Source organism: Nonomuraea sp. NPDC050540 (genome assembly GCF_044457485.1).
Taxonomy (GTDB): domain Bacteria; phylum Actinomycetota; class Actinomycetes; order Streptosporangiales; family Streptosporangiaceae; genus Nonomuraea.
Genome location: NZ_JBITHA010000023.1, coordinates 110468 through 128941, shown reverse-complemented (window position 1 = coordinate 128941; position 18474 = coordinate 110468). Strand labels below are relative to the sequence as shown.

Genomic DNA, 18474 nt, shown 5'->3' with positions numbered 1-18474 from the left:
ATGTTCCGTAATGCGTGAAGGACCTACCCAGCTTGCCGGACTCAAATCAGCACTTTCACAAGATCGCCCCGGTCGCCGACGAGCTCGGCGAGCTGTTCGCCGCCCGAGGGCACGAACTGGCCCTGGTGGGCGGCTCGGTGCGCGACATCCTCCTCGGACGCATCGGCAACGACCTCGACCTGACGACGGAGGCCCGGCCGGAGCGGGTGCTCGAGATCGTCAAGGACTGGGCCGACTCCGTCTGGACCATCGGGATCGACTTCGGCACGGTCGGCGTCCGCAAGGGCAACTGGCTGCTGGAGATCACCACCTACCGGAGCGAGTCCTACGACCCCAAGTCGCGCAAGCCCGAGGTCGTCTACGGCGACACGCTCGAGGCCGACCTGGAACGCCGTGACTTCGCGATCAACGCGATGGCGGTGCGGCTGCCCGACCACGAGTTCGTCGACCCCTACGGCGGCGTCTCCGACCTGACCGCGAAGCTGCTGCGCACGCCGGGCACACCCGAGCAGTCCTTCGACGACGACCCGCTGCGCATGCTGCGCGCCGCCCGCTTCGCCTCCCAGCTGGGGTTCACGGTGGCGCCCGAGGCGCTCAGGGCGATGACCGAGATGGCCGAGCGGATCGAGATCGTCTCCGCCGAGCGCATCCGCGAAGAGCTCGACAAGCTGGTCTGCGGCACGTACCCGCGTGAGGGGCTGGGGCTTCTGGTCGAGACGGGTCTGGCCGCGCACGTGCTGCCCGAGCTGCCCATGCTCCGCCTGGAGATCGACGAGCACCACCGGCACAAGGACGTCTACGAGCACTCGCTGACCGTCCTCGACCAGGCCATCGCCCAGGAGGAGGACGCCAAGCCCGACCGCATCCTGCGCTGGGCGGCGCTCCTGCACGACGTGGGCAAGCCCAAGACCAGGCGGCACGAGGCCGGCGGCCGGGTCTCCTTCCACCACCACGAGCTCGTCGGCGCGCAGATGACCAAGAAGCGCATGACCGAGCTCAGGTTCCCCAAGGACGTGGTGGCCGACGTGGCCCGCCTGGTCGAGCTCCACCTGCGCTTCCACGGCTACGGCTCGGGGGAGTGGACCGACAGCGCCGTACGCCGCTACGTACGCGACGCCGGTCACCTGCTCGACCGCCTCCACAAGCTGACCAGGGCCGACTGCACGACACGCAACAAGCGGAAGGCGGCCCACCTCTCGCGTACCTATGACCAGCTCGAAGAGCGCATCGCCCGGCTGGCCGACGAGGAGGAGCTGGCCAAGATCCGCCCGGAGCTCGACGGCAACGAGATCCAGCGGGTCCTCGGCATCGGGCCGGGCCCGATGGTGGGCAAGGCCTACAAGTTTCTGCTCGACCTCCGCCTCGACCAGGGCGTGCTCGGCAAGGAAGCGGTCACGGAGGCGTTGCTGACGTGGGCTCGGGAGCAGAAGGGCTAGTGCCCGGCGCGTCCTCTCCTCAGCGCGCGGAGGGGACGCGCGACGGCGCCGTGACCAGCCGGTACACCAGCGCGCTGACCAGGTAGCCGCCGGCGATGATGCCGACGGCCAGGTAGGACTTGCCGTTGGCGGGCAGGATCGCCGCCGAGAGCCCGGCGGCCAGCACGAACATGCCGTTGAACAACATGTCGTAGAGGGAGAAGGCCCGGCCCAGGTAGGCGTCCTCGACGTCGCGCTGGACGGAGGTGTCGGCGCAGATCTTGACGCTCTGCCCGGCCAGGCCCAGCACGAAGCCGGAGATCCACAGGCCCCACTCCTGGAAGGGCGTCACCAGGATCGCGGACAGGACGCCGGCCGTGATGAGCATCATCGGCACCCAGCGCTCGACGGGCATGCGTTCGGTGGCCAGGGGCGTGACGATCACCGCCAGGGCGTAGCCGACGGCGGAGGTGGCCACGACCACGCCGATGCCCTTCAGGGCCGCCTCGGAGTCGCCGTTGGTGAAGTAGTAGCGGTAGAGGATGATGCCGAGCGCGGTGGCCATGCCGTACATGAAGCGGTGCGCGGCCATGGCGCCCATCGCCGCGGCGGCCCTGCGGCGGCGCGCGAGGTGCTTGGCGCCCTCCACCAGGCCCTTGAGTACGTTGCGCACGGCCTCCTTGACCTGCGGGCGGTTGGGGTCGAAGTCGGGGCCGAGCAGGTCGCGGCGCATGGTCCTGGCGACCAGGGCGCTCAGGCTGAACAGCACGCCCGAGGTGACCAGCACGAGGGCGACGCCGGAGTCGCCCGGTCCGAACACGCCGCGCATCAGCGTGGCGACGCCGACGCCGACGAACGTGATGACCGTGCCGGAGGTCGGCGTGACCGCGTTGGCCGCCATCAGCTGGTCCCTGGGCACCACGTGCGGCAGGGAGGCGCCCAGCGCGGCCAGGAAGAAGCGGTTGACGCCGAGCACGCCCAGCGCGGCCGCGTAGAAGAACTCGTCAGGGGTGTCGAGGGCGACGAGGGCGGCGGCGATCAGCAGCAGCACCCCGCGGACCACCGGCGCGATCACCAGGATCTGGCGGCGCGACCACCTGTCGATGAAGACGCCGACGAACGGCCCCAGGATGCTGTACGGCAGGAACAGGACCGCCATGCCCGCCGCCACCTGCAGCGCGGTGGTCTGCTTCTCGGGGCTGAAGAAGGCGAATCCGGCCACGCCGAACTGGAAGATGCCGTCGGAGAACTGGGAGACCAGGCGGGTGCCGAACAACCGTCGGTAGTCCCGGCCCTGCAGGACCACACGGAGATCGGCGACGAATGACACGCAGCCAGCCTAGCCGCCGCCGGCTGCCGACCTGCTTCTGGTTCTGCCCGTTCTCCGGGGAGAAAGGTTCCCGTACGCTTCGTTCTGTGACGACTGAGGAACACGTGGTGTTGGTCGACGGCGAGGGAAACGCGATCGGCGCCGCCCCCAAAACGTCGGTACACGGCCGGGACACCCCTCTCCACCTGGCCTTCTCCAGCTACGTCTTCGACCCCGCCGGCCGGGTCCTGCTGACCAGGCGGGCCGGGCACAAGCTGACGTGGCCGGGAGTCTGGACCAACAGCTGCTGCGGCCATCCGCTGCCCGGCGAGGCCGTCGAGCACGCGGTGCTGCGCAGGCTCTCCTACGAACTGGGCCTGGACGCCGAGCGGGCCGACCTGATGCTGCCGGCCTTCTCCTACCGGGCGGTCATGCCCAACGGCGTCGTGGAGCACGAGCTGTGCCCGGTCTACCGGGTCACGGTGAAGGGGCCGGTCGACGCCAACCCCGACGAGGTGGGGGAGGTCCTTTGGATGCCGTGGAAGGAGTTCGCCGAGGGCGTGGGCAACGGCCTGCTGGCGATCTCGCCGTGGTGCAGGGAGCAGGTTCCGCTGCTCACGGCCCGGGGTGACGATCCGCTGGCGTGGGAGACGGCGCCGGAGGACGGGCTGCCTCCGGCCGCGCGGCCGGCTGGGCGCCGTCACGGCGCCCAGCCGTGACCTACCGGGACACCTCGCCGCGGATGAACTTCTCGACGTAGTCGCGCGCCTCGTCGTCGCTGTGCTGGACGGGCGGGGACTTCATGAAGTACGAGGAGGCGCTCAGGATCGGGCCGCCGATGCCCCGGTCGAGGGCGATCTTGGCGGCGCGGACGGCGTCGATGATGATGCCGGCCGAGTTGGGGGAGTCCCAGACCTCGAGCTTGTACTCCAGGTTCAGCGGGGTGTCGCCGAACGAGCGGCCCTCCAGGCGGACGTAGGCCCACTTGCGGTCGTCGAGCCACGGCACGTGGTCGGACGGGCCGATGTGCACGTCGGCCTTGCCCATCTCGTGCGGGATCTGCGAGGTGACCGACTGCGTCTTGGAGATCTTCTTGGACTGGAGGCGCTTGCGCTCCAGCATGTTCATGAAGTCCATGTTGCCACCGAAGTTGAGCTGGTACGTGCGCAGCAGCTCGACCCCGCGGTCCTCGAAGAGCTTGGCCATGACGCGGTGCGTGATCGTGGCGCCGACCTGCGACTTGATGTCGTCGCCGATGATCGGGACGCCCGCCTCCTCGAACTTCTCCGCCCACTCGGGGTCGGAGGCGATGAAGACCGGCAGCGCGTTGACGAAGGCGACCTTGGCGTCGATGGCGCACTGCGCGTAGAAGCGGTCGGCCTCCTCCGAGCCGACCGGCAGGTAGGAGACGAGGACGTCCACCCGGTTCTCCTTGAGGACCTTCACGACGTCCACCGGAGCCTCGTCGGACTCCTCGATGATCTCGCGGTAGAACTCGCCGAGACCGTCGAAGGTGTGGCCCCTCTGCACGATCACACCCGTGGGCGGCACATCCGTGATCTTGATCGTGTTGTTCTCACTGGCCACGATCGCCTCGGACAGGTCGCGCCCGACCTTCTTGGCGTCCACGTCGAAGGCGGCGACGAACTCGACGTCACCGACGTGGTACTCGCCGAACTTGACGTGCATCAGGCCGGGGACCCTGGCGTCCGGGTCGGCGTCCTTGTAATAGTGCACGCCCTGGACCAGCGATGCCGCGCAGTTGCCGACACCGACAACGGCCACGCGAACCGAACCCATCGCACTCGCTCCCTTACTCATCTGTGTTATTTCTCGCGGGCTCGAAGGCCCGTCTCTCTGTCGCGATCAGCTCATTCAGCCAACGCACCTCGCGTTCGACCGATTCCAGACCGTGACGCTGCAACTCCAGGGTGTAGGCATCGAGCCGTTCCCTGGTACGTGCGAGCGCGGTGCGGACGGCGTCGAGTCGTTCCTCGAGCCGGCTGCGGCGGCCTTCGAGGATGCGCAGGCGCACCTCGGCCTCGGTATGGCGGAAGAAGGCGAAGTGGATGCCGAAGCTCTCGTCCTCCCACGCGGACGGCCCGGCCTGGGTCAGCAGCTCCTGGAGCCGCTCCTTGCCTTCGGCGGTGAGCTTGTAGACGATCTTCGATCTGCCGCTCACCCGAGTGGGTTGCTCTTCCACGATAAGACCCTGCTCCAGGAGCGACCTCAAGCAGGGGTACAGCGAACCGTAGGAGAACGCACGGAACATGCCGAGCAGCTCGTTGAGCCGTTTGCGCAGCTCGTAGCCATGAAGCGGCGTCTCGTGCAGCGACCCGAGCACGGCGAGTTCCAGCACTCTGCCCTGTCCGCTGACCATTGGAACCGCCCTCCTCTCGCGTCGATGTATCGGCTCGATACATCTTGAGGATACGTCGCTCCGCTATATGGCCGCAATTAATGGATTTCCCAAGGCGTTGGGAGGAATCGGTAAAAAGCCGTAGTCTGGCGCGCATGTGGTCACAGCGAAGGGTGGTGGATTACGGCCTCGCCAAGCGGGCGGTGGTCCGCTCGGTGCGCTCAGGGCGCACTGTGCCCCGTGACGTCTGTGACGCACAGCCGTACCTCCTCCGCGCGGCGCGCCACTTCGGCGAGCCCACCGAGCGCACCTGCCCGGTATGCGAGAGGGAGAACGTCACCAACGTGACCTATGTCTATGGGGATTCCCTGGGTCGCCATGCTGGTCAAGCAAAGGCCACGTCAGAACTCGTCGACATGGCCCATGATTACGACGAGTTCAGGGTGTACGTCGTCGAGGTCTGCCAAGGTTGTTCCTGGAACCACCTGGCGGTCTCGTACGTCCTCGGCAACGGACCGCCTGACCTCGTCGGCCAACCGTGAGACCGAGGGCGGCGAGCAGCCTCACGCCCACCCGCCGTGCCATCCGACGACGATGCGAGGACGTGTGAGTTACAGCAGCAACGAGGGGACGGGACGCCAAGGAAGGCGCCGTCGCTCAAGCTCACCCCGTTCAGCTGCCTCTCAGGGGCAGACCCCCCAGACCGGTTCCTGGGGTACGGCGCAGCCGCCACGTCGTCCGGAGGCAGCCTACGAGCAGACCGGCGCGATGGCCGCGCAGCAGGGGCAGGGACCGGGCTTCGACCCGCCGCAGCCCCACCGCGCCCAGCCCGGTCAGCCGGGCCAGCAGGGCCCGCCCGGTCAGCCGGGCCAACCGGGTCAGCAGGGCCGGCCCGGCCCGCGCCCCGGTCAGCCTGGACAACCCGGCCAACCGGGCCAGCCCGGGGCGTACCCCGGACAGTCCGGCGCGCACCCCGAGCAGCCCGGAACGGGCCCGCAGCGCACCTCGCGCCGTCGCCCGCAGGAGCAGCAGGACACCGTCGTGAGCCAGGCGCCACCCCGCCGCGGACGCGGACGCGGCGGCCCGGAAGGCCCGCCGCCCCCCGCGGGTCCCGGCAGGGACGACGGCGAGGGCCGCAACTGGCGCCGGTTCCTGCCCAGCTGGAAGATCCTCGTGGTCGGCGTCGTGGTCGTGGCCGCCGGCGTGTTCGGCATGATCATGGTGGGCTACTCCGTCACGCCCATGCCCACCGAGGCGCAGGCGAAGGCCGACGCGGACGACCAGGGCAGCGTGATCCGCTACGCGAACGGCAAGGTGCTCGCGCGGATCGGCACCAAGCGCAAGCCGATCAGCAACATGTCCGAGATCCCCAAGCACGTCCAGGACGCGGTGATCGCCGCCGAGAACAGCTCCTTCCGCGAGGACTCCGGCATCTCCTTCTCCGGCATGGTCCGTTCGCTGTGGAGCACCGCCACCGGCCAGCAGGTCCAGGGCGCCTCGACCATCACCCAGCAGATGGCGCGCAACTACTACGACGGCCTGTCCCAGGAGCGCTCGCTCCAGCGCAAGGTCAAGGAGATCTTCGTCGCCGTCAAGCTGAACAAGTCGCTGGCCAAGGACCAGATCCTCCTGCAGTACCTCAACACCATCTACTTCGGCCGCGGCACCTACGGGATCGGCGCGGCGGCGGAGGCCTTCTTCGGCAAGAAGAAGGTGAGCGACCTCACCCCGGAGCAGGGCGCCTACCTCGCCGGCCGTATCCAGAACCCCTCCGCCTTCGACGCCGCGGAGAAGTCGGGCAACCTGGGGGCCACCCAGTTCCGCTACGCGTACGTGCTCGACCAGATGGCCAAGCTCAACCCCAAGGACTACGGGAACCTGAAGGCGAAGACGCCCGAGGCGCCCAAGCGCACCAAAGACCGCCAGATCGACTACTTCAACGGCGTCGACGGCTACATGATCATGACGGCCATCAACGAGATGGAGCGCAAGACCCGCATCGACCTCGACGAGCTCAAGACCGGCGGCTACGACATCAGGACCACCTTCGACAAGGACCTCATGGAGGCCGCGAAGCGGGCGGTCAACCAGCACACCCGCAACGCCCCCGACGAGGTCATGGCCACGCTGGCCGCGGTCAACCCCACCAACGGGCGGGTCATCGCCTTCTACGGCGGCGACGACTACCAGTACGACGCGTGGAACGACGCCTTCCAGTCGGTGAAGCAGGCCGCCTCCGCCTTCAAGCCCTACGTGCTCGCGGCCTGGCTCGAACAGGGCTACAGCCTGCGCAGCTACCTGCCGGCCAAGGGGCCGATCAAGCTGGAGGGCACCACCCCGATCGACAACGACCACGCCTCGGGCGCCGCCTCCGTCGACGTGGTCAAGGCCACGGCCAGCTCGGTCAACACCGCCTTCGCGAAGATGGGGGAGAAGGTCGGCCTCGACAGCGTGGTGGACATCGCGGCCCGCGCGGGCATCAACAGGGAGAGGCTGGAGGCGGTGAAGGCGGAGCAGAAGTACCTGCTCACCATCGGCTCCAGCGGCGTGACCGCGGTCGAGCAGGCGGGCGGCTACTCGATCTTCGCCAACGCCGGCAAGCACATCGAGAACCACGTGATCATCAAGGCCACCAAGAGGGGCGGCCAGGTCGTCCTCGACGAGCGGCAGTACCCCTCGGTCAGGGTGATCTCCGAAGAGGCCGCGGCCGACGCCACCGTCGCCCTGCAGGCCGTGGTCAAGAGCGGCACCGGCAGGAACGCCGCCCTGTACAACCGCCCGGTGGCCGGCAAGACCGGTACCAACAACAACAACAAGGACGTCTGGTTCGTCGGCTTCACCCCGCAGGTCTCCACCGCGGTCGGCATGTACCGCCAGCAGTGCAAGACCAACGGCGGCAAGGGCAAGGTCGTGCGGCCCGTGCACGACAACTGCCCCTGGTACCGGGGCAAGGACCCGGCCAAGGAGAAGAAGTACACGCCGCAGAAGCCGTACTCCTCGCCCTTCGAGGCCCCGCTGCCCGGCGGCTACCAGGGCGCCACCTACCCGGCGGCGATCTGGAAGACCTTCATGCTGGAAGCCACCAAGAACGACAAGGTCGAGCAGTTCCCGCCGCGCGCCGACTACGGCGTGCCGGAGAACCTGGCGCCCAAGCCCACCCCGACGCCCACGCGCACGATCGACCCGGAGAACCCGTTCGAGGACCCGACCGACTGCCCGCTCCTCGACCCGGCCTGTGAGGACGACGGCAACGTCAACGTCGACCCCGACGAGCAGGGCTTCCCCGAGGGTGACGACGGCATGATGGGCGGCGGCGCGACGGTTCCCGATCCGATGCCGAGCCGCCGCGAGGACGGATGAAGCCGCCTGTCCACATAAGGGCGGCTTCGTATCTGCCCCTGGGGCTGTTCGCCGCCCTGGGGGCGACGCTGGCGTACCTGTTCAGGCTGCCGTGCCGTACCGGCGGGTGGAACGACCAGGTCACCACCTACACCAGCTTCTGCTACACCGACATCTACCCGCTCTACTTCGACCGGCAGTTGTCGACCGAGAACCCCTACTTCGCCCAGGTCCCGTTCGACAAGCAGGTCGAGTACCCGGTCGTGCTGGGCGAGGTCATGCAGGCCATCGCCTGGCTGGTCAGGTCCGCGGGCGACGTGGCCGCGCAGGGCGTGCGCTTCTACGACATCACCGTCGTCCTGCTCGGCGTCTGCCTGGTGATCGGCGTGCTGCTGATGGCCGCGGTGGCCGGCCCGACCCGCCGCTGGGACGCCCTCTGGTACGCGCTCGCGCCGTCGGTGATCCTGGCCGCCTACATCAACTGGGACCTGGTGGCCGGCGCGCTGTCGATGGGCATGCTGCTGGCCTGGGCCAGGAAACGGCAGGTTCTGGCCGGAGTCCTGCTCGGGCTGGCGATCGCGACCAAGTTCTACCCGCTGATGTTCCTGGGCGCGCTCTTCCTGCTCACGGTGCGCACCGCGCGATGGCGGCCGTTCATCGTCACGGTGGCCGCGGCGGTGACCGCCTGGCTCCTGGTCAACCTGCCGTTCATGATCTTCGCCTGGGACGGCTGGCGCCGCTTCTACGTCTTCTCCCAGGAACGCGGCGTCGACTGGGGCTCACCCTGGCTGTTCTTCCAGAACAAGGGCTGGCCCGTGCTCGGCACCGCCGACGTGAGCCTGCTCGGCACCGCCTCGCTGGCCGTGCTCTGCCTCGGCATCGCCGTGCTCACGCTGGCCGCCCCGCGCCGTCCCCGGCTGGCGCAGATCTGCTTCCTGGCGCTGGCCGCGTTCATGATGACGAACAAGGTGTGGTCGCCGCAGTTCGTGCTGTGGCTGGTGCCGTTCGCCGTGCTGGCCAGGCCCAACTGGAAGCCGCTGGCCCTGTGGCAGGTGGCCGAGGTCTGGTACTTCTTCGCCATCTGGCTCTACCTGCTCGCCCAGCCGCCGCTGGACCGGGCCGACCTGGGCATCGGTGACGACACGTACTTCACCGCGGTGTGGGGCCGTGTGATCACCATCGGCATCATGATGGCCTTCGTCGTGCGCGACATCCTCCGTCCCGACAAGGACGTGGTACGGCAGGGCGGCGTCGACGACCAGATCGGTGGCGTCTTCGACGAGGCCCGCGACCGTTACACCCTGCTGCCCGCCTCTCGATGATCACTCGTTCGGCCGATCGTGACGCGCTGCTGCTCTGGCTCGGCTCGCGCGCCGGACTGCTCGTGGCGACGCTGCTCGGCATCTCGCTTCAGGACTATCTGGGCAAGTGGCGGGCCTGGGACGCCGGGTTGTTCGTCATCATCGCCGAGCATGGCTACGACGGCGTACCCGGCCGGCCGCCGGACGCGGGGCTGCCCGCGTTCTTCCCCGGGCTGCCGATGGCGCTTCGGCTGGTGCACCTGGTCGTACCCGACTGGGCGCTGGCCGGGCTGCTGATCTCGCTGGTCGCGGGGGCGGTGGCGACGATCTTCCTGGCCCGGCTGGCCGTCTTCGAGGGCGGTGCCGGCTGGGTGGCCGTGCTCGCGCTGCTGCTCTTTCCCACCGCCGTCTTCCTGGCCGCCGGCTACAGCGAGTCGCTCTTCCTGGCCTTCGCGGTGCCGGCGTGGCTGGCCGCCAGGCAGCGGCGCTGGCCGCTGGCCGTCGTGCTGGCGGCGGGCGCCTCGTGTGTGCGGATCACCGGGTTGTTCCTGGCGCTCGCCCTGTGGGTGGAGTTCGCCTCGTCGCGGCCCTCGCTCCGGATGGCGCCTTGGCTGGCCGTACCGTTTCTGCCGTTGGTGGGGTATTCGTATTTCCACTACACGCGCTCGGGCGACTGGTTCGCGTGGAAGCACGCGCAGGAGGCCGGCTGGGGCCGGGAGATGGTGTGGCCCTGGGAGTCGTTCGCCAAGACGTGGGCCGCGGCCCTGGGCGAGGACGAGTTCGCGGTCGCGTTCCGGATGGAGATCGCCGGGGTCGCCGTGGCCGTGCTGGGGCTGGTGTGGCTGCTCGCCCTGCGGCGCTGGAGCGAGGTCGTCTACTGCGGGTTGCAGGCCGGGGCGCTGATGACCTCGGCCTACTACCTGTCGATCCCGCGCTCGTTGCTGCTGTGGTTTCCCCTGTGGGTGGCGATCGCCCGGTTGCGGCACCGGTGGGTGATCGCCGCGTACGCCATGGTGTCGGGGCCTCTGATGGTGCTGAACGCCGTGCGGTTCCTCACGGGCGCGTGGGCGGGCTGATCCCCTTACCCACTTCCGCGGCTCGGTAATCCAGGGAAGTTATCCACAGGCTGTGTATCAGAGGTTCTTGCGGAGGAAGGCGATGTCCTCCGCCTGGCCCGCCGCGGGGGTCTCGACGATGACGGGGGCGTCGGCGGCCCGGCAGACCGCGAGGATCAGCTCAGGGTCGATCTTCCCCTCGCCGAGGTTGGCGTGCCGGTCGGCGCCGGAGTCGAAGTCGTCGCGCGAGTCGTTGCAGTGGACCAGGTCGATGCGGCCGGTGATGGCCTTGACCCGGTCGACCAGGTCGACGAGCTCCTCGCCGCCGGCGTGGGCGTGGCAGGTGTCGAGGCAGAAGCCCACGTCGAAGCCGTCGAGCGCCTCCCACAGCCGGGCGATGCGCTCCAGCTTGCGGGCCATCGCGTTGCCGCCGCCCGCGGTGTTCTCGATGAGGACGGGGATGCGGCGCTCCTCCAGGCGCTCGAACACCTTGCGCCAGTTGTCGAAGCCGACCTGGGGGTCGTCGCTGTTGCCGACGTGGCCGCCGTGCACGATCAGGCCCTTGGCGCCCAGGTCGGCGGCGGCCGTCAGATGCTGGGTGAGCAGCTTGCGGCTGGGAATCCTGATCTTGTTGTTGGTGGTGGCCACGTTGACCAGGTACGGGGCGTGGATGTAGATCTCCACTCCCTCGACCGGCTTGTCCGGCAGCACCGGGCCCTTGTAGCCCTGGGGATCACCGAGGAAGAACTGCACCACCTCGGCGCCGACCTCGGCGGCGTGGGCGGCGGGATCGTCCTGGTCGACATGAGCACCGATGAGCACCATGGCTTCGAGGGTAGCCGTTTGGTCCGACGTTCTCAGGGCAGTCGCCAGGAGCCCCCCGACCACCTGAGGAGCGTGATGGCGCTGTATCGCAGAGGCGTGAGCCTGATATTCCTGATCTACGTGCTCGTCGGCATCTACGTCGCGTGGATCCACGACTACATCACCCCGGCCCTGCTCAAAGACCTGGCCGAGGCGCTGCTGGCCGTATTCCTGTGGTTCCTGATCCTGCTCGGTGTCGATCTGCACCTGGGCGGGTGAGTCTGCGGGGCCTTCGCGGCCCCTCAGACCTTTCTACGGAAGGAAGCCGCCCCGGGCGATGCCGAGCGCCACGCCGACGAACGCCGCGACGATGCCGATGATGTTGAGAACCCGCTCGCCCGTGGTCACCGAGACGTACTGTGAGTACAGGCCCATGCCGAAGCCGAGCGCGCCCGCCCACGACGCCACGGCGTGCCCGCCGGTGAAGAACGTCGCCACGAACGCCACGAGGCCGACGACCAGGGTCGCGACGGCCAGGGCGTTCTCACGCGGATGCGCGTGTCCATCGCTGTTGAGGGCGAGCATGGAGCGTTCGCTGTCGGACGGTTCCAGCATGTGTGGCACGGTGACCACCCCCTTGTCCTTACAGGCCTTCCCATCCGTGAGCGGCTGGTAACCTGGTCAGGCTGCGTTGTGATTGACCTTTGGCGCCGAAAGGGGCGCCTGGGCAGAAACGTCAGCGTCCTCCTGTCACGACAGATCGTCGTGACCGCAAGAGTCCAGAGGAGGTTGGAGTCCCGCATGCGTCGTTACGAAGTAATGGTCATCCTGGACCCTTCGCTCGATGAGCGTACTGTGGCACCGTCCCTCGACCAGTTCCTCACCGTCGTCCGCAACGACGGCGGCACCGTGGAGAAGGTCGACGTCTGGGGCCGTCGTCGCCTCGCCTACGACATCGACAAGAAGTCGGAAGGCATCTACGCCGTCATCGACCTGTCCGCGGAGCCCGCGACGGTCAAGGAGCTCGACCGGCAGATGAACCTCAACGAGGGCATCATGCGCACCAAGGTTCTCCGCCCCGACGTGCACTAACCAAGCTTGTCTCCCGGCTTTTGTCGGGCGGCGGCCGTACTCTGAGCCGGTAACCCAAGAAGTTCAGGAAGGCTCCTAGCCATGGCAGCAGGCGACACCGTCATCACCATCGTCGGCAACCTTGTCGACGACCCGGAGCTGCGCTTCACCCCTACGGGTCAAGCCGTGGCTCGTTTCCGAGTCGCGTCCACTCCGCGGTTCATGGACCGCCAGACCAATGAGTGGAAGGACGGCGAAAGCCTCTTCCTGACCTGCAACGTGTGGCGTCAGGCGGCCGAGAACGCCGCCGAGTCGCTGCAGCGCGGCATGCGGGTCATCGTTCAGGGGCGGCTCAAGCAGCGGTCTTACGAGACCAAGGAAGGCGAGAAGCGCACGGTTTACGAGGTCGAGGTCGACGAGGTCGGCCCGTCCCTGCGCAACGCGACCGCCAAGGTCAACCGCACCTCCCGTCAGGGTGGCGGCGGTGGCGGCGGCGGCTTCGGCGGCGGTCCCGCCGACGACCCGTGGGCCTCCGCGTCCCCGGCCCCGTCCCAGGGCGGCGGTTTCGGTGGCGGCGGTGGCGGCGGCCAGCAGCAGCAGGGCGGCGGCGGCTTCGGCGGCGGCGGCAACGACTTCAGCGACGAACCGCCTTTCTAATCACCAGTCCACAAGCCCGAGTCCATTCCCGCATCACTGCGGGGCTCTGAAAGGAGCACCACGATGGCTAAGCCGGCACTGCGCAAGCCCAAGAAGAAGGTTTGCCTGTTCTGCCACGACAAGATCTCCTACGTCGACTACAAGGACACGGCTCTGCTGCGGAAGTTCATCTCCGACCGCGGCAAGATCCGTGCCCGCCGGGTGACGGGCAACTGCACCCAGCACCAGCGCGACGTGGCGACCGCGATCAAGAACGCGCGTGAGGTGGCTCTGCTGCCTTACACGAGCACCGCGCGCTAAGGGAGGTTTCGTCGATATGAAGCTCATCCTCACCAACGAGGTCTCCGGCCTCGGCGCCCCCGGCGACGTCGTCGAGGTCAAGGACGGCTACGGCCGTAACTACCTGATCCCGCGCGGCTTCGCGATCCGCTGGTCGCGTGGCGGCGAGAAGCAGATCGAGTCCATCAAGAAGGCTCGTGACGCCCGCGAGATCCGCGACCTCGGCACCGCCAAGGAGGTCGCCGGCCAGCTCGGCGCCCTCAAGGTCAAGCTGGCCACCCGCGCCGGCGACAGCGGCCGCCTGTTCGGCTCGGTCACCACGGGCGACGTCGCCGACGCGGTCAAGGCCGCCGGCGGCCCGATCCTCGACCGCCGCCGCATCGAGATCGTCAACCCGATCAAGAGCCTCGGCAGCCACAAGGTCAGCGTCAAGCTGCACCCGGAGGTCTCCGCCTCCATCGACGTGGAGGTCATCGCCGGCTGACGGCGGATCTGTCGCGTTCCCCAGGCCCTCCTCCGCTCCGCGGTCGAGGGCCTTCGGCGTGTTAACGCGCCTCCATCCGTTACGGCTCCGCCCTCCCCACGCCACCCGCCGACGTCGGCGAGCGCCGATCGTGGGGGTCGCTTCTCACGTCGGACGTGGTCCCCACCGCAACGGCCCACCCTGCCCACGCATCCGGCCACCCTGACGTCACACACCCTCAAGCCTCCACGCCCGGCGCCCGCTCGGTCACTGCCCTCCGCCGTCGGCCACGTGGCGTCTGTCCGGGTCCCGTGCTTCCGCGGGGCGTGAGCGCGCTCTGGGGCGCTTTGAGCTGGGCTTAGGGCGGCGGTGATCGGGGCGGGCTATCGGGGGTCGTTGGGTTACGGGGTGTAAGGGCTGGTCGTGGCTTATTTCCTAGCTGGCCTTAGTAGAATGTGGAACGTTCTTCCCCGTGTGTTCCCTGGAGGCTCAGCCATGGTCCGTCCCTCGATGCTGTTCGCGCTCGGAGCGCTCGCGGCCGCCGTAGTCGCCTGTGCCCCGGCAGACAACACCACGGGCGCCTCCGCTGCCCCCTCGGCCTCCACCGCCTGCACCAAGGACCAGCTCAAGCTCACCACCGCCGGCAAGCTGACCATCGGCACCGACAAGCCCGCCTACGACCCGTGGTTCAAGGACGACGACCCGGCCAACGGGCAGGGGTTCGAGAGCGCGGTGGCGTTCGCCGTAGCCGGTGAGCTGGGGTTCGACCGTGACGAGGTGCAGTGGAGCACGGTGAAGTTCGACTCGGCGTTCGCTCCGGGGCCGAAGAAATTCGACTTCGACGTCAACCAGGTCTCCATCACGCCCGACCGCGCGAACGTCGTCGACTTCTCCAAGGGCTACTACACGGTCAAGCAGGCGATCGTGGCCGTCGAGGGCGGCAAGTACGCCGGGGCGAAGAGCCTGGCCGAGCTCAAGGACGCCAAGATCGGCGTCCAGGTCGGCACCACCTCGCTGGACGCGGTGAAGGACGTCATCCAGCCCGCCGACGACCCCAACGTCTACAACGAGCAGATCGACGCGGTCAACGCGCTGAAGAACAAGCAGGTCGACGCCCTCGTGGTGGACCTGCCGACCGCCTTCTACGTGACCGCCGCCCAGGTCGAGAAGTCCAAGATCGTCGGCCAGTTCAGCTCGACCGGGGGCACTCCGGAGGAGTTCGGGCTGGTCATGCAGAAGGGCAGCGCGCTGAAGCCCTGCGTGGACAAGGCCGTGGAGACGCTGAAGTCCAAGGGTGAGCTGGCCAAGATCGAGCAGCAGTGGCTCGGCTCGGCCGCCGGGGCCCCGGAACTGAAGTGACCACCGCCTGGGTCAAGAGCGGTCGGCAGGTCGAGCGCGAGCGGGTCCGCAAGTCGCGGGCCCGTCGTTCGGCGTCCGTGGCCACGGCCTCGACGATCATCATTCTGCTGCTGATCGCGGGAGTGGTGGTCAACGCGCCGGGGTGGCCGCGGGTCCAGGAGACCTTCTTCAGCCCCGAGCACTTCCTCAGGGCGCTGCCGGACGTGCTCGAAGGCTTCCTGCTCAACGTGAAGATCTTCCTGATCGCCGAGCCGCTGATCCTGGTGATCGGTCTGCTGCTGGCGCTGGTGCGGGGGTTGAAGGCCCCGGTCTTCTTTCCGTTGCGGGCACTGGCGGTCTTCTACGTCGACTTCTTCCGCGGCATCCCCACGCTGCTGCTGATCTACCTGGTCGGGTTCGGTCTGCCCGCGCTCAACCTGCAGGGGATTCCCTCCGACCCGACGACGCTGGGCATCATCGCGCTGACGCTGTCCTACAGCGCGTACGTGGCCGAGGTGTTCCGGTCGGGCATCGAGTCCATCCATCCGAGCCAGGTGGCCTCGGCCAGGTCGCTGGGCCTGAGCCACGCGAAGACGATGCGGTTCGTGGTGATTCCGCAGGCCACCCGGCGGGTCGTCCCGCCCCTGCTGAACGACTTCATCTCCCTGCAGAAGGACACGGCGCTGGTCGCGACCATCGGCGCGGTCGAGGCGCTGCGCGCCGCGCAGATCCACGCGGCCAAGACGTTCAACTACACCTCCTACCTGGTGGCGGCGCTGCTGTTCATCCTGCTGACCATCCCGATGGCCAGGTACACCGACTACCTGGCCGCCCGAACCCAGAGGCGGCGTGGGGCATGAGCGTGCTGACGATCGAGGGCGTCTGGAAGAACTTCGACGGCCACCACGTGCTGCGCGGCATCGACCTGGAGGTCCACTCCCACGAGGTGGTCTGCCTGATCGGGGCGTCGGGTTCCGGCAAGTCGACCCTGCTGCGCTGCGTCAACCTGCTGGAAACGGTCGACGACGGCGCCGTGTACCTGGAGGGGCAGGAGATCACCGATCCGCGCGTGGACGTCGACGACGTGCGTAAGCGGATCGGGACGGTGTTCCAGGCGTACAACCTGTTCCCGCACATGAGCGTGCTCGACAACATCACGCTCGCGCCCCGGCAGGTCCACGGGGTCGGCAGGGGGGAGGCGGAGGAGCAGGCGCGGGGGCTGCTGGGCAGGTTCGGGCTGGCGGACAAGGCCGAGGCCTACCCCGACCGGCTCTCCGGCGGCCAGCAGCAGCGCGTGGCGATCATCCGGGCGCTGGCCACGCAGCCACGGCTGATGCTGCTGGACGAGGTGACCTCGGCGCTGGACCCGGCCCTGGTCCGCGAGGTGCTGGGGGTCATCAGGGAGCTCAAGGACACGGGCATGACGATGATCCTCACCACGCACGAGATGGGTTTCTGCCGCGACATCGCCGACACGGTCTGCTTCCTGGACGACGGCGTGCTGGTGGAGAAGGGCCCGCCGGAGAAGATCTTCACCGATCCCGGCCATCCGCGCACCCGTGAGTTTCTCAGCACCGTGCTGGAGCCGGGGCGGTTCTGAGCCGGTCTAGCGTCTGTGGCGGCCTCGGCCGACCTTGGCGTGGTTGGCCGCCAGGAGGCTGTGGCGCTTGCCGTACAGAAGATAGGCCACGAGGCCGAAGGCCATCCACAGCGCGAACCACCCCCAGGTGAGCACCTGGAGGTTCACCATCAGCCAGATGGTCGCCACGATCGACAGGCCCGGCAGCCACGGCGAGAGCGGAACCGTGAAACCGCGCTCCAGGTCGGGCAGGCGGCGGCGCATCACGATCACGCCCACCGCCACGAACAGGTAGGCGAACAGCGCGCCCAGCACCACGAGTTCCTGCAGCGTGAACACCGGCACGAACTGGGTGAGCAGCATCGCGATCACGCCGATCACCCACGTCACCCGCGACGGGGTGTGGAAGCGGCGGCTGATCGTGGCCAGCCCGCGGGGGAGCAGGCCGTCGCGGGCCATGGAGAACATCACGCGCGTCTGCCCGACCAGCAGGACCAGGATGACTGTCGTCAGCCCGAGCACCGCGCCGATGTCGATGACGTGCACCATCCAGTCGACGCCCGCGATCTTGAACGCTCCGGAGAGCGGCGCGTCGACGTCGATCTGCGCGTACGGCACCATGCCGATCATCACGATCGCGACGCCGAGATAGATGACGGTGGCGATCACCAGGCTCCTGATGACGCCTTTCGGTACGGCCCGCCGCGCGTTGACCGTCTCCTCCGCGGCCGTGGTCACCAGATCGAAGCCGATGTAGGCGAAGGCGATCGCGGAGGCGGCGGCGAACACCCCGAACCAGCCGAACGTCTGGCTCTGCCCGAACACCACTTCCAGCACCGTGTCCGGCGGCGTCGGCGAGGGCTTGGCCTCGACGAAGAAGTCGCCGAAGTTGGCCACGTCGATGTGCAGCGCGCCCACGACCAGCACCGCCGCGATGGCGAGCAGTTTGGCGCTGACGATCACCCACAAGGCCCGCAGCCCGACGTGCGCGCCCAGCGAGACGATGCCGGTCAGCAGCAGCAGGATGAACAGGGCGAACCCGTTGGAGAACGCCTCCGGGTACGGCAGGCGGATCCCGAAGTCCGTCAGCAGCTGCGCCGCGTACAGGGACCAGGCCTTGGCCACGACCGCCGAGGCGAGCTGCAGCTCCAGGATGAGCGCCCACCCGATGACCCACGCCCAGACCTCGCCGAAGATGACGTAGGCGAAGGTGTAGGCGGTGCCCGAGGTCGGCATCGTGGACGACAGCTCGGCGTAGCACAGGGCCGCCAGCAGGCAGGCGATGCCGGCGATCATGAAGGACAGCAGGACGCCCGGCCCGGCGGCGGTCGCCGCCTGAACGCCGGCGACGCTGAAGATGCCGGCTCCGATCGTCGCGCCCAGGCCGAGGACCACGAGGTCGGCGGGGCGGTAAAGTTGCGCGAGGCGGTGCCGGGCACCGGTGCGTAACCCGGTGGCCTCGGACGGTGGTAAACGGCGCATGATCGTGGACAAAGGCAACCCAC

21 protein-coding genes are annotated in these 18474 nt (G+C 68.4%); 14 read left to right on the top strand and 7 right to left on the bottom strand.

What is annotated here, in order from left to right; translation table 11 throughout:
• Nucleotides 1–32: 32 nt before the first annotated feature.
• Nucleotides 33–1436 (top strand): CCA tRNA nucleotidyltransferase, encoded by a 1404-nt coding sequence (locus ACIBI5_RS47980; protein ID WP_397257526.1) that lies wholly within the window; start codon nt 33–35, stop codon nt 1434–1436.
• A 19-nt stretch (nt 1437–1455) separates the two neighbouring features.
• Here ACIBI5_RS47980 and ACIBI5_RS47975 read toward each other — a convergent pair whose 3' ends face one another.
• Nucleotides 1456–2745 carry an MFS transporter gene (locus ACIBI5_RS47975; protein WP_397257524.1) on the bottom strand — a complete coding sequence of 430 codons (1290 nt, stop codon included), beginning with the start codon at nt 2743–2745 and terminating at the stop codon, nt 1456–1458.
• Nucleotides 2746–2831: 86 nt separating this feature from the next.
• Here ACIBI5_RS47975 and idi point away from each other — a divergent pair, with 86 nt between their 5' ends.
• Nucleotides 2832–3443, top strand: coding sequence for an isopentenyl-diphosphate Delta-isomerase (idi, locus tag ACIBI5_RS47970; RefSeq protein WP_397257522.1), 612 nt, complete (start codon nt 2832–2834; stop codon nt 3441–3443).
• A 1-nt stretch (nt 3444) separates the two neighbouring features.
• Here the strand turns inward: idi and ACIBI5_RS47965 are convergent, their stop codons facing one another.
• On the bottom strand, nt 3445–4524 hold the full coding sequence (locus tag ACIBI5_RS47965) for an inositol-3-phosphate synthase (RefSeq protein ID WP_379613070.1): 1080 nt from the start codon (nt 4522–4524) through the stop codon (nt 3445–3447).
• A gap of 13 nt (nt 4525–4537) precedes the next feature.
• Nucleotides 4538–5104 carry a helix-turn-helix transcriptional regulator gene (locus ACIBI5_RS47960; protein ID WP_397257521.1) on the bottom strand — a complete coding sequence of 189 codons (567 nt, stop codon included), beginning with the start codon at nt 5102–5104 and terminating at the stop codon, nt 4538–4540.
• A gap of 80 nt (nt 5105–5184) precedes the next feature.
• Here ACIBI5_RS47960 and ACIBI5_RS47955 point away from each other — a divergent pair, with 80 nt between their 5' ends.
• Complete coding sequence (locus ACIBI5_RS47955) at nt 5185–5625, top strand: DUF5318 family protein (RefSeq protein WP_397257519.1); 441 nt, start codon at nt 5185–5187, stop codon at nt 5623–5625.
• Between the two features lie 130 nt (nt 5626–5755).
• Here ACIBI5_RS47955 and ACIBI5_RS47950 read toward each other — a convergent pair whose 3' ends face one another.
• Nucleotides 5756–6055 (bottom strand): hypothetical protein, encoded by a 300-nt coding sequence (locus ACIBI5_RS47950; RefSeq protein WP_397257517.1) that lies wholly within the window; start codon nt 6053–6055, stop codon nt 5756–5758.
• A 69-nt stretch (nt 6056–6124) separates the two neighbouring features.
• Between ACIBI5_RS47950 and ACIBI5_RS47945 the strand changes: the two genes are divergently transcribed.
• From ACIBI5_RS47945 to ACIBI5_RS47935, 3 genes are read left to right on the top strand one after another with little or no spacing between them, the layout of a single operon-like run.
• Nucleotides 6125–8443 (top strand): transglycosylase domain-containing protein, encoded by a 2319-nt coding sequence (locus ACIBI5_RS47945; RefSeq protein WP_397257516.1) that lies wholly within the window; start codon nt 6125–6127, stop codon nt 8441–8443.
• Entirely contained in the window at nt 8440–9744 is a 1305-nt protein-coding gene (locus tag ACIBI5_RS47940) for a glycosyltransferase family 87 protein (protein ID WP_397257514.1), read from the top strand. The genes ACIBI5_RS47945 and ACIBI5_RS47940 overlap by 4 nt, the downstream gene beginning before the upstream one ends.
• Nucleotides 9741–10799 carry a mannosyltransferase family protein gene (locus tag ACIBI5_RS47935; RefSeq protein WP_397257512.1) on the top strand — a complete coding sequence of 353 codons (1059 nt, stop codon included), beginning with the start codon at nt 9741–9743 and terminating at the stop codon, nt 10797–10799. The genes ACIBI5_RS47940 and ACIBI5_RS47935 overlap by 4 nt, the downstream gene beginning before the upstream one ends.
• Nucleotides 10800–10856: 57 nt before the next feature.
• Here ACIBI5_RS47935 and ACIBI5_RS47930 read toward each other — a convergent pair whose 3' ends face one another.
• Complete coding sequence (locus tag ACIBI5_RS47930; protein ID WP_397257510.1) at nt 10857–11603, bottom strand: deoxyribonuclease IV; 747 nt, start codon at nt 11601–11603, stop codon at nt 10857–10859.
• 96 nt (nt 11604–11699) lie between these two features.
• Between ACIBI5_RS47930 and ACIBI5_RS47925 the strand changes: the two genes are divergently transcribed.
• Complete coding sequence (locus ACIBI5_RS47925) at nt 11700–11861, top strand: hypothetical protein (RefSeq protein ID WP_312896221.1); 162 nt, start codon at nt 11700–11702, stop codon at nt 11859–11861.
• Nucleotides 11862–11894: 33 nt separating this feature from the next.
• On the opposite strand, the gene ACIBI5_RS47920 is transcribed toward ACIBI5_RS47925, so the two are convergent.
• Nucleotides 11895–12197: a hypothetical protein gene (locus tag ACIBI5_RS47920; RefSeq protein WP_184959148.1), complete on the bottom strand. Its 303-nt coding sequence runs from the start codon at nt 12195–12197 to the stop codon at nt 11895–11897.
• 186 nt (nt 12198–12383) lie between these two features.
• Between ACIBI5_RS47920 and rpsF the strand changes: the two genes are divergently transcribed.
• The 7 genes from rpsF to ACIBI5_RS47885 all read left to right on the top strand — a co-directional run bounded on the left by rpsF (nt 12384) and on the right by ACIBI5_RS47885 (nt 16990).
• Nucleotides 12384–12674, top strand: coding sequence for a 30S ribosomal protein S6 (gene rpsF, locus ACIBI5_RS47915; RefSeq protein ID WP_184959149.1), 291 nt, complete (start codon nt 12384–12386; stop codon nt 12672–12674).
• An 81-nt stretch (nt 12675–12755) separates the two neighbouring features.
• On the top strand, nt 12756–13310 hold the full coding sequence (locus tag ACIBI5_RS47910) for a single-stranded DNA-binding protein (protein ID WP_397257508.1): 555 nt from the start codon (nt 12756–12758) through the stop codon (nt 13308–13310).
• Between the two features lie 63 nt (nt 13311–13373).
• Nucleotides 13374–13610 carry a 30S ribosomal protein S18 gene (gene rpsR / locus ACIBI5_RS47905; RefSeq protein ID WP_020543048.1) on the top strand — a complete coding sequence of 79 codons (237 nt, stop codon included), beginning with the start codon at nt 13374–13376 and terminating at the stop codon, nt 13608–13610.
• A gap of 16 nt (nt 13611–13626) precedes the next feature.
• Complete coding sequence (gene rplI / locus ACIBI5_RS47900) at nt 13627–14073, top strand: 50S ribosomal protein L9 (protein WP_184959151.1); 447 nt, start codon at nt 13627–13629, stop codon at nt 14071–14073.
• Nucleotides 14074–14547: 474 nt separating this feature from the next.
• Entirely contained in the window at nt 14548–15411 is an 864-nt protein-coding gene (locus ACIBI5_RS47895) for an ABC transporter substrate-binding protein (RefSeq protein ID WP_397257506.1), read from the top strand.
• Complete coding sequence (locus tag ACIBI5_RS47890) at nt 15408–16250, top strand: amino acid ABC transporter permease (RefSeq protein ID WP_397257504.1); 843 nt, start codon at nt 15408–15410, stop codon at nt 16248–16250. The genes ACIBI5_RS47895 and ACIBI5_RS47890 overlap by 4 nt, the downstream gene beginning before the upstream one ends.
• Nucleotides 16247–16990: an amino acid ABC transporter ATP-binding protein gene (locus tag ACIBI5_RS47885; protein WP_397257502.1), complete on the top strand. Its 744-nt coding sequence runs from the start codon at nt 16247–16249 to the stop codon at nt 16988–16990. The genes ACIBI5_RS47890 and ACIBI5_RS47885 overlap by 4 nt, the downstream gene beginning before the upstream one ends.
• A gap of 6 nt (nt 16991–16996) precedes the next feature.
• Here the strand turns inward: ACIBI5_RS47885 and ACIBI5_RS47880 are convergent, their stop codons facing one another.
• Nucleotides 16997–18451, bottom strand: a complete 1455-nt coding sequence (locus tag ACIBI5_RS47880; protein ID WP_397257500.1) for an APC family permease — start codon at nt 18449–18451, stop codon at nt 16997–16999.
• Nucleotides 18452–18474: the final 23 nt, after the last annotated feature.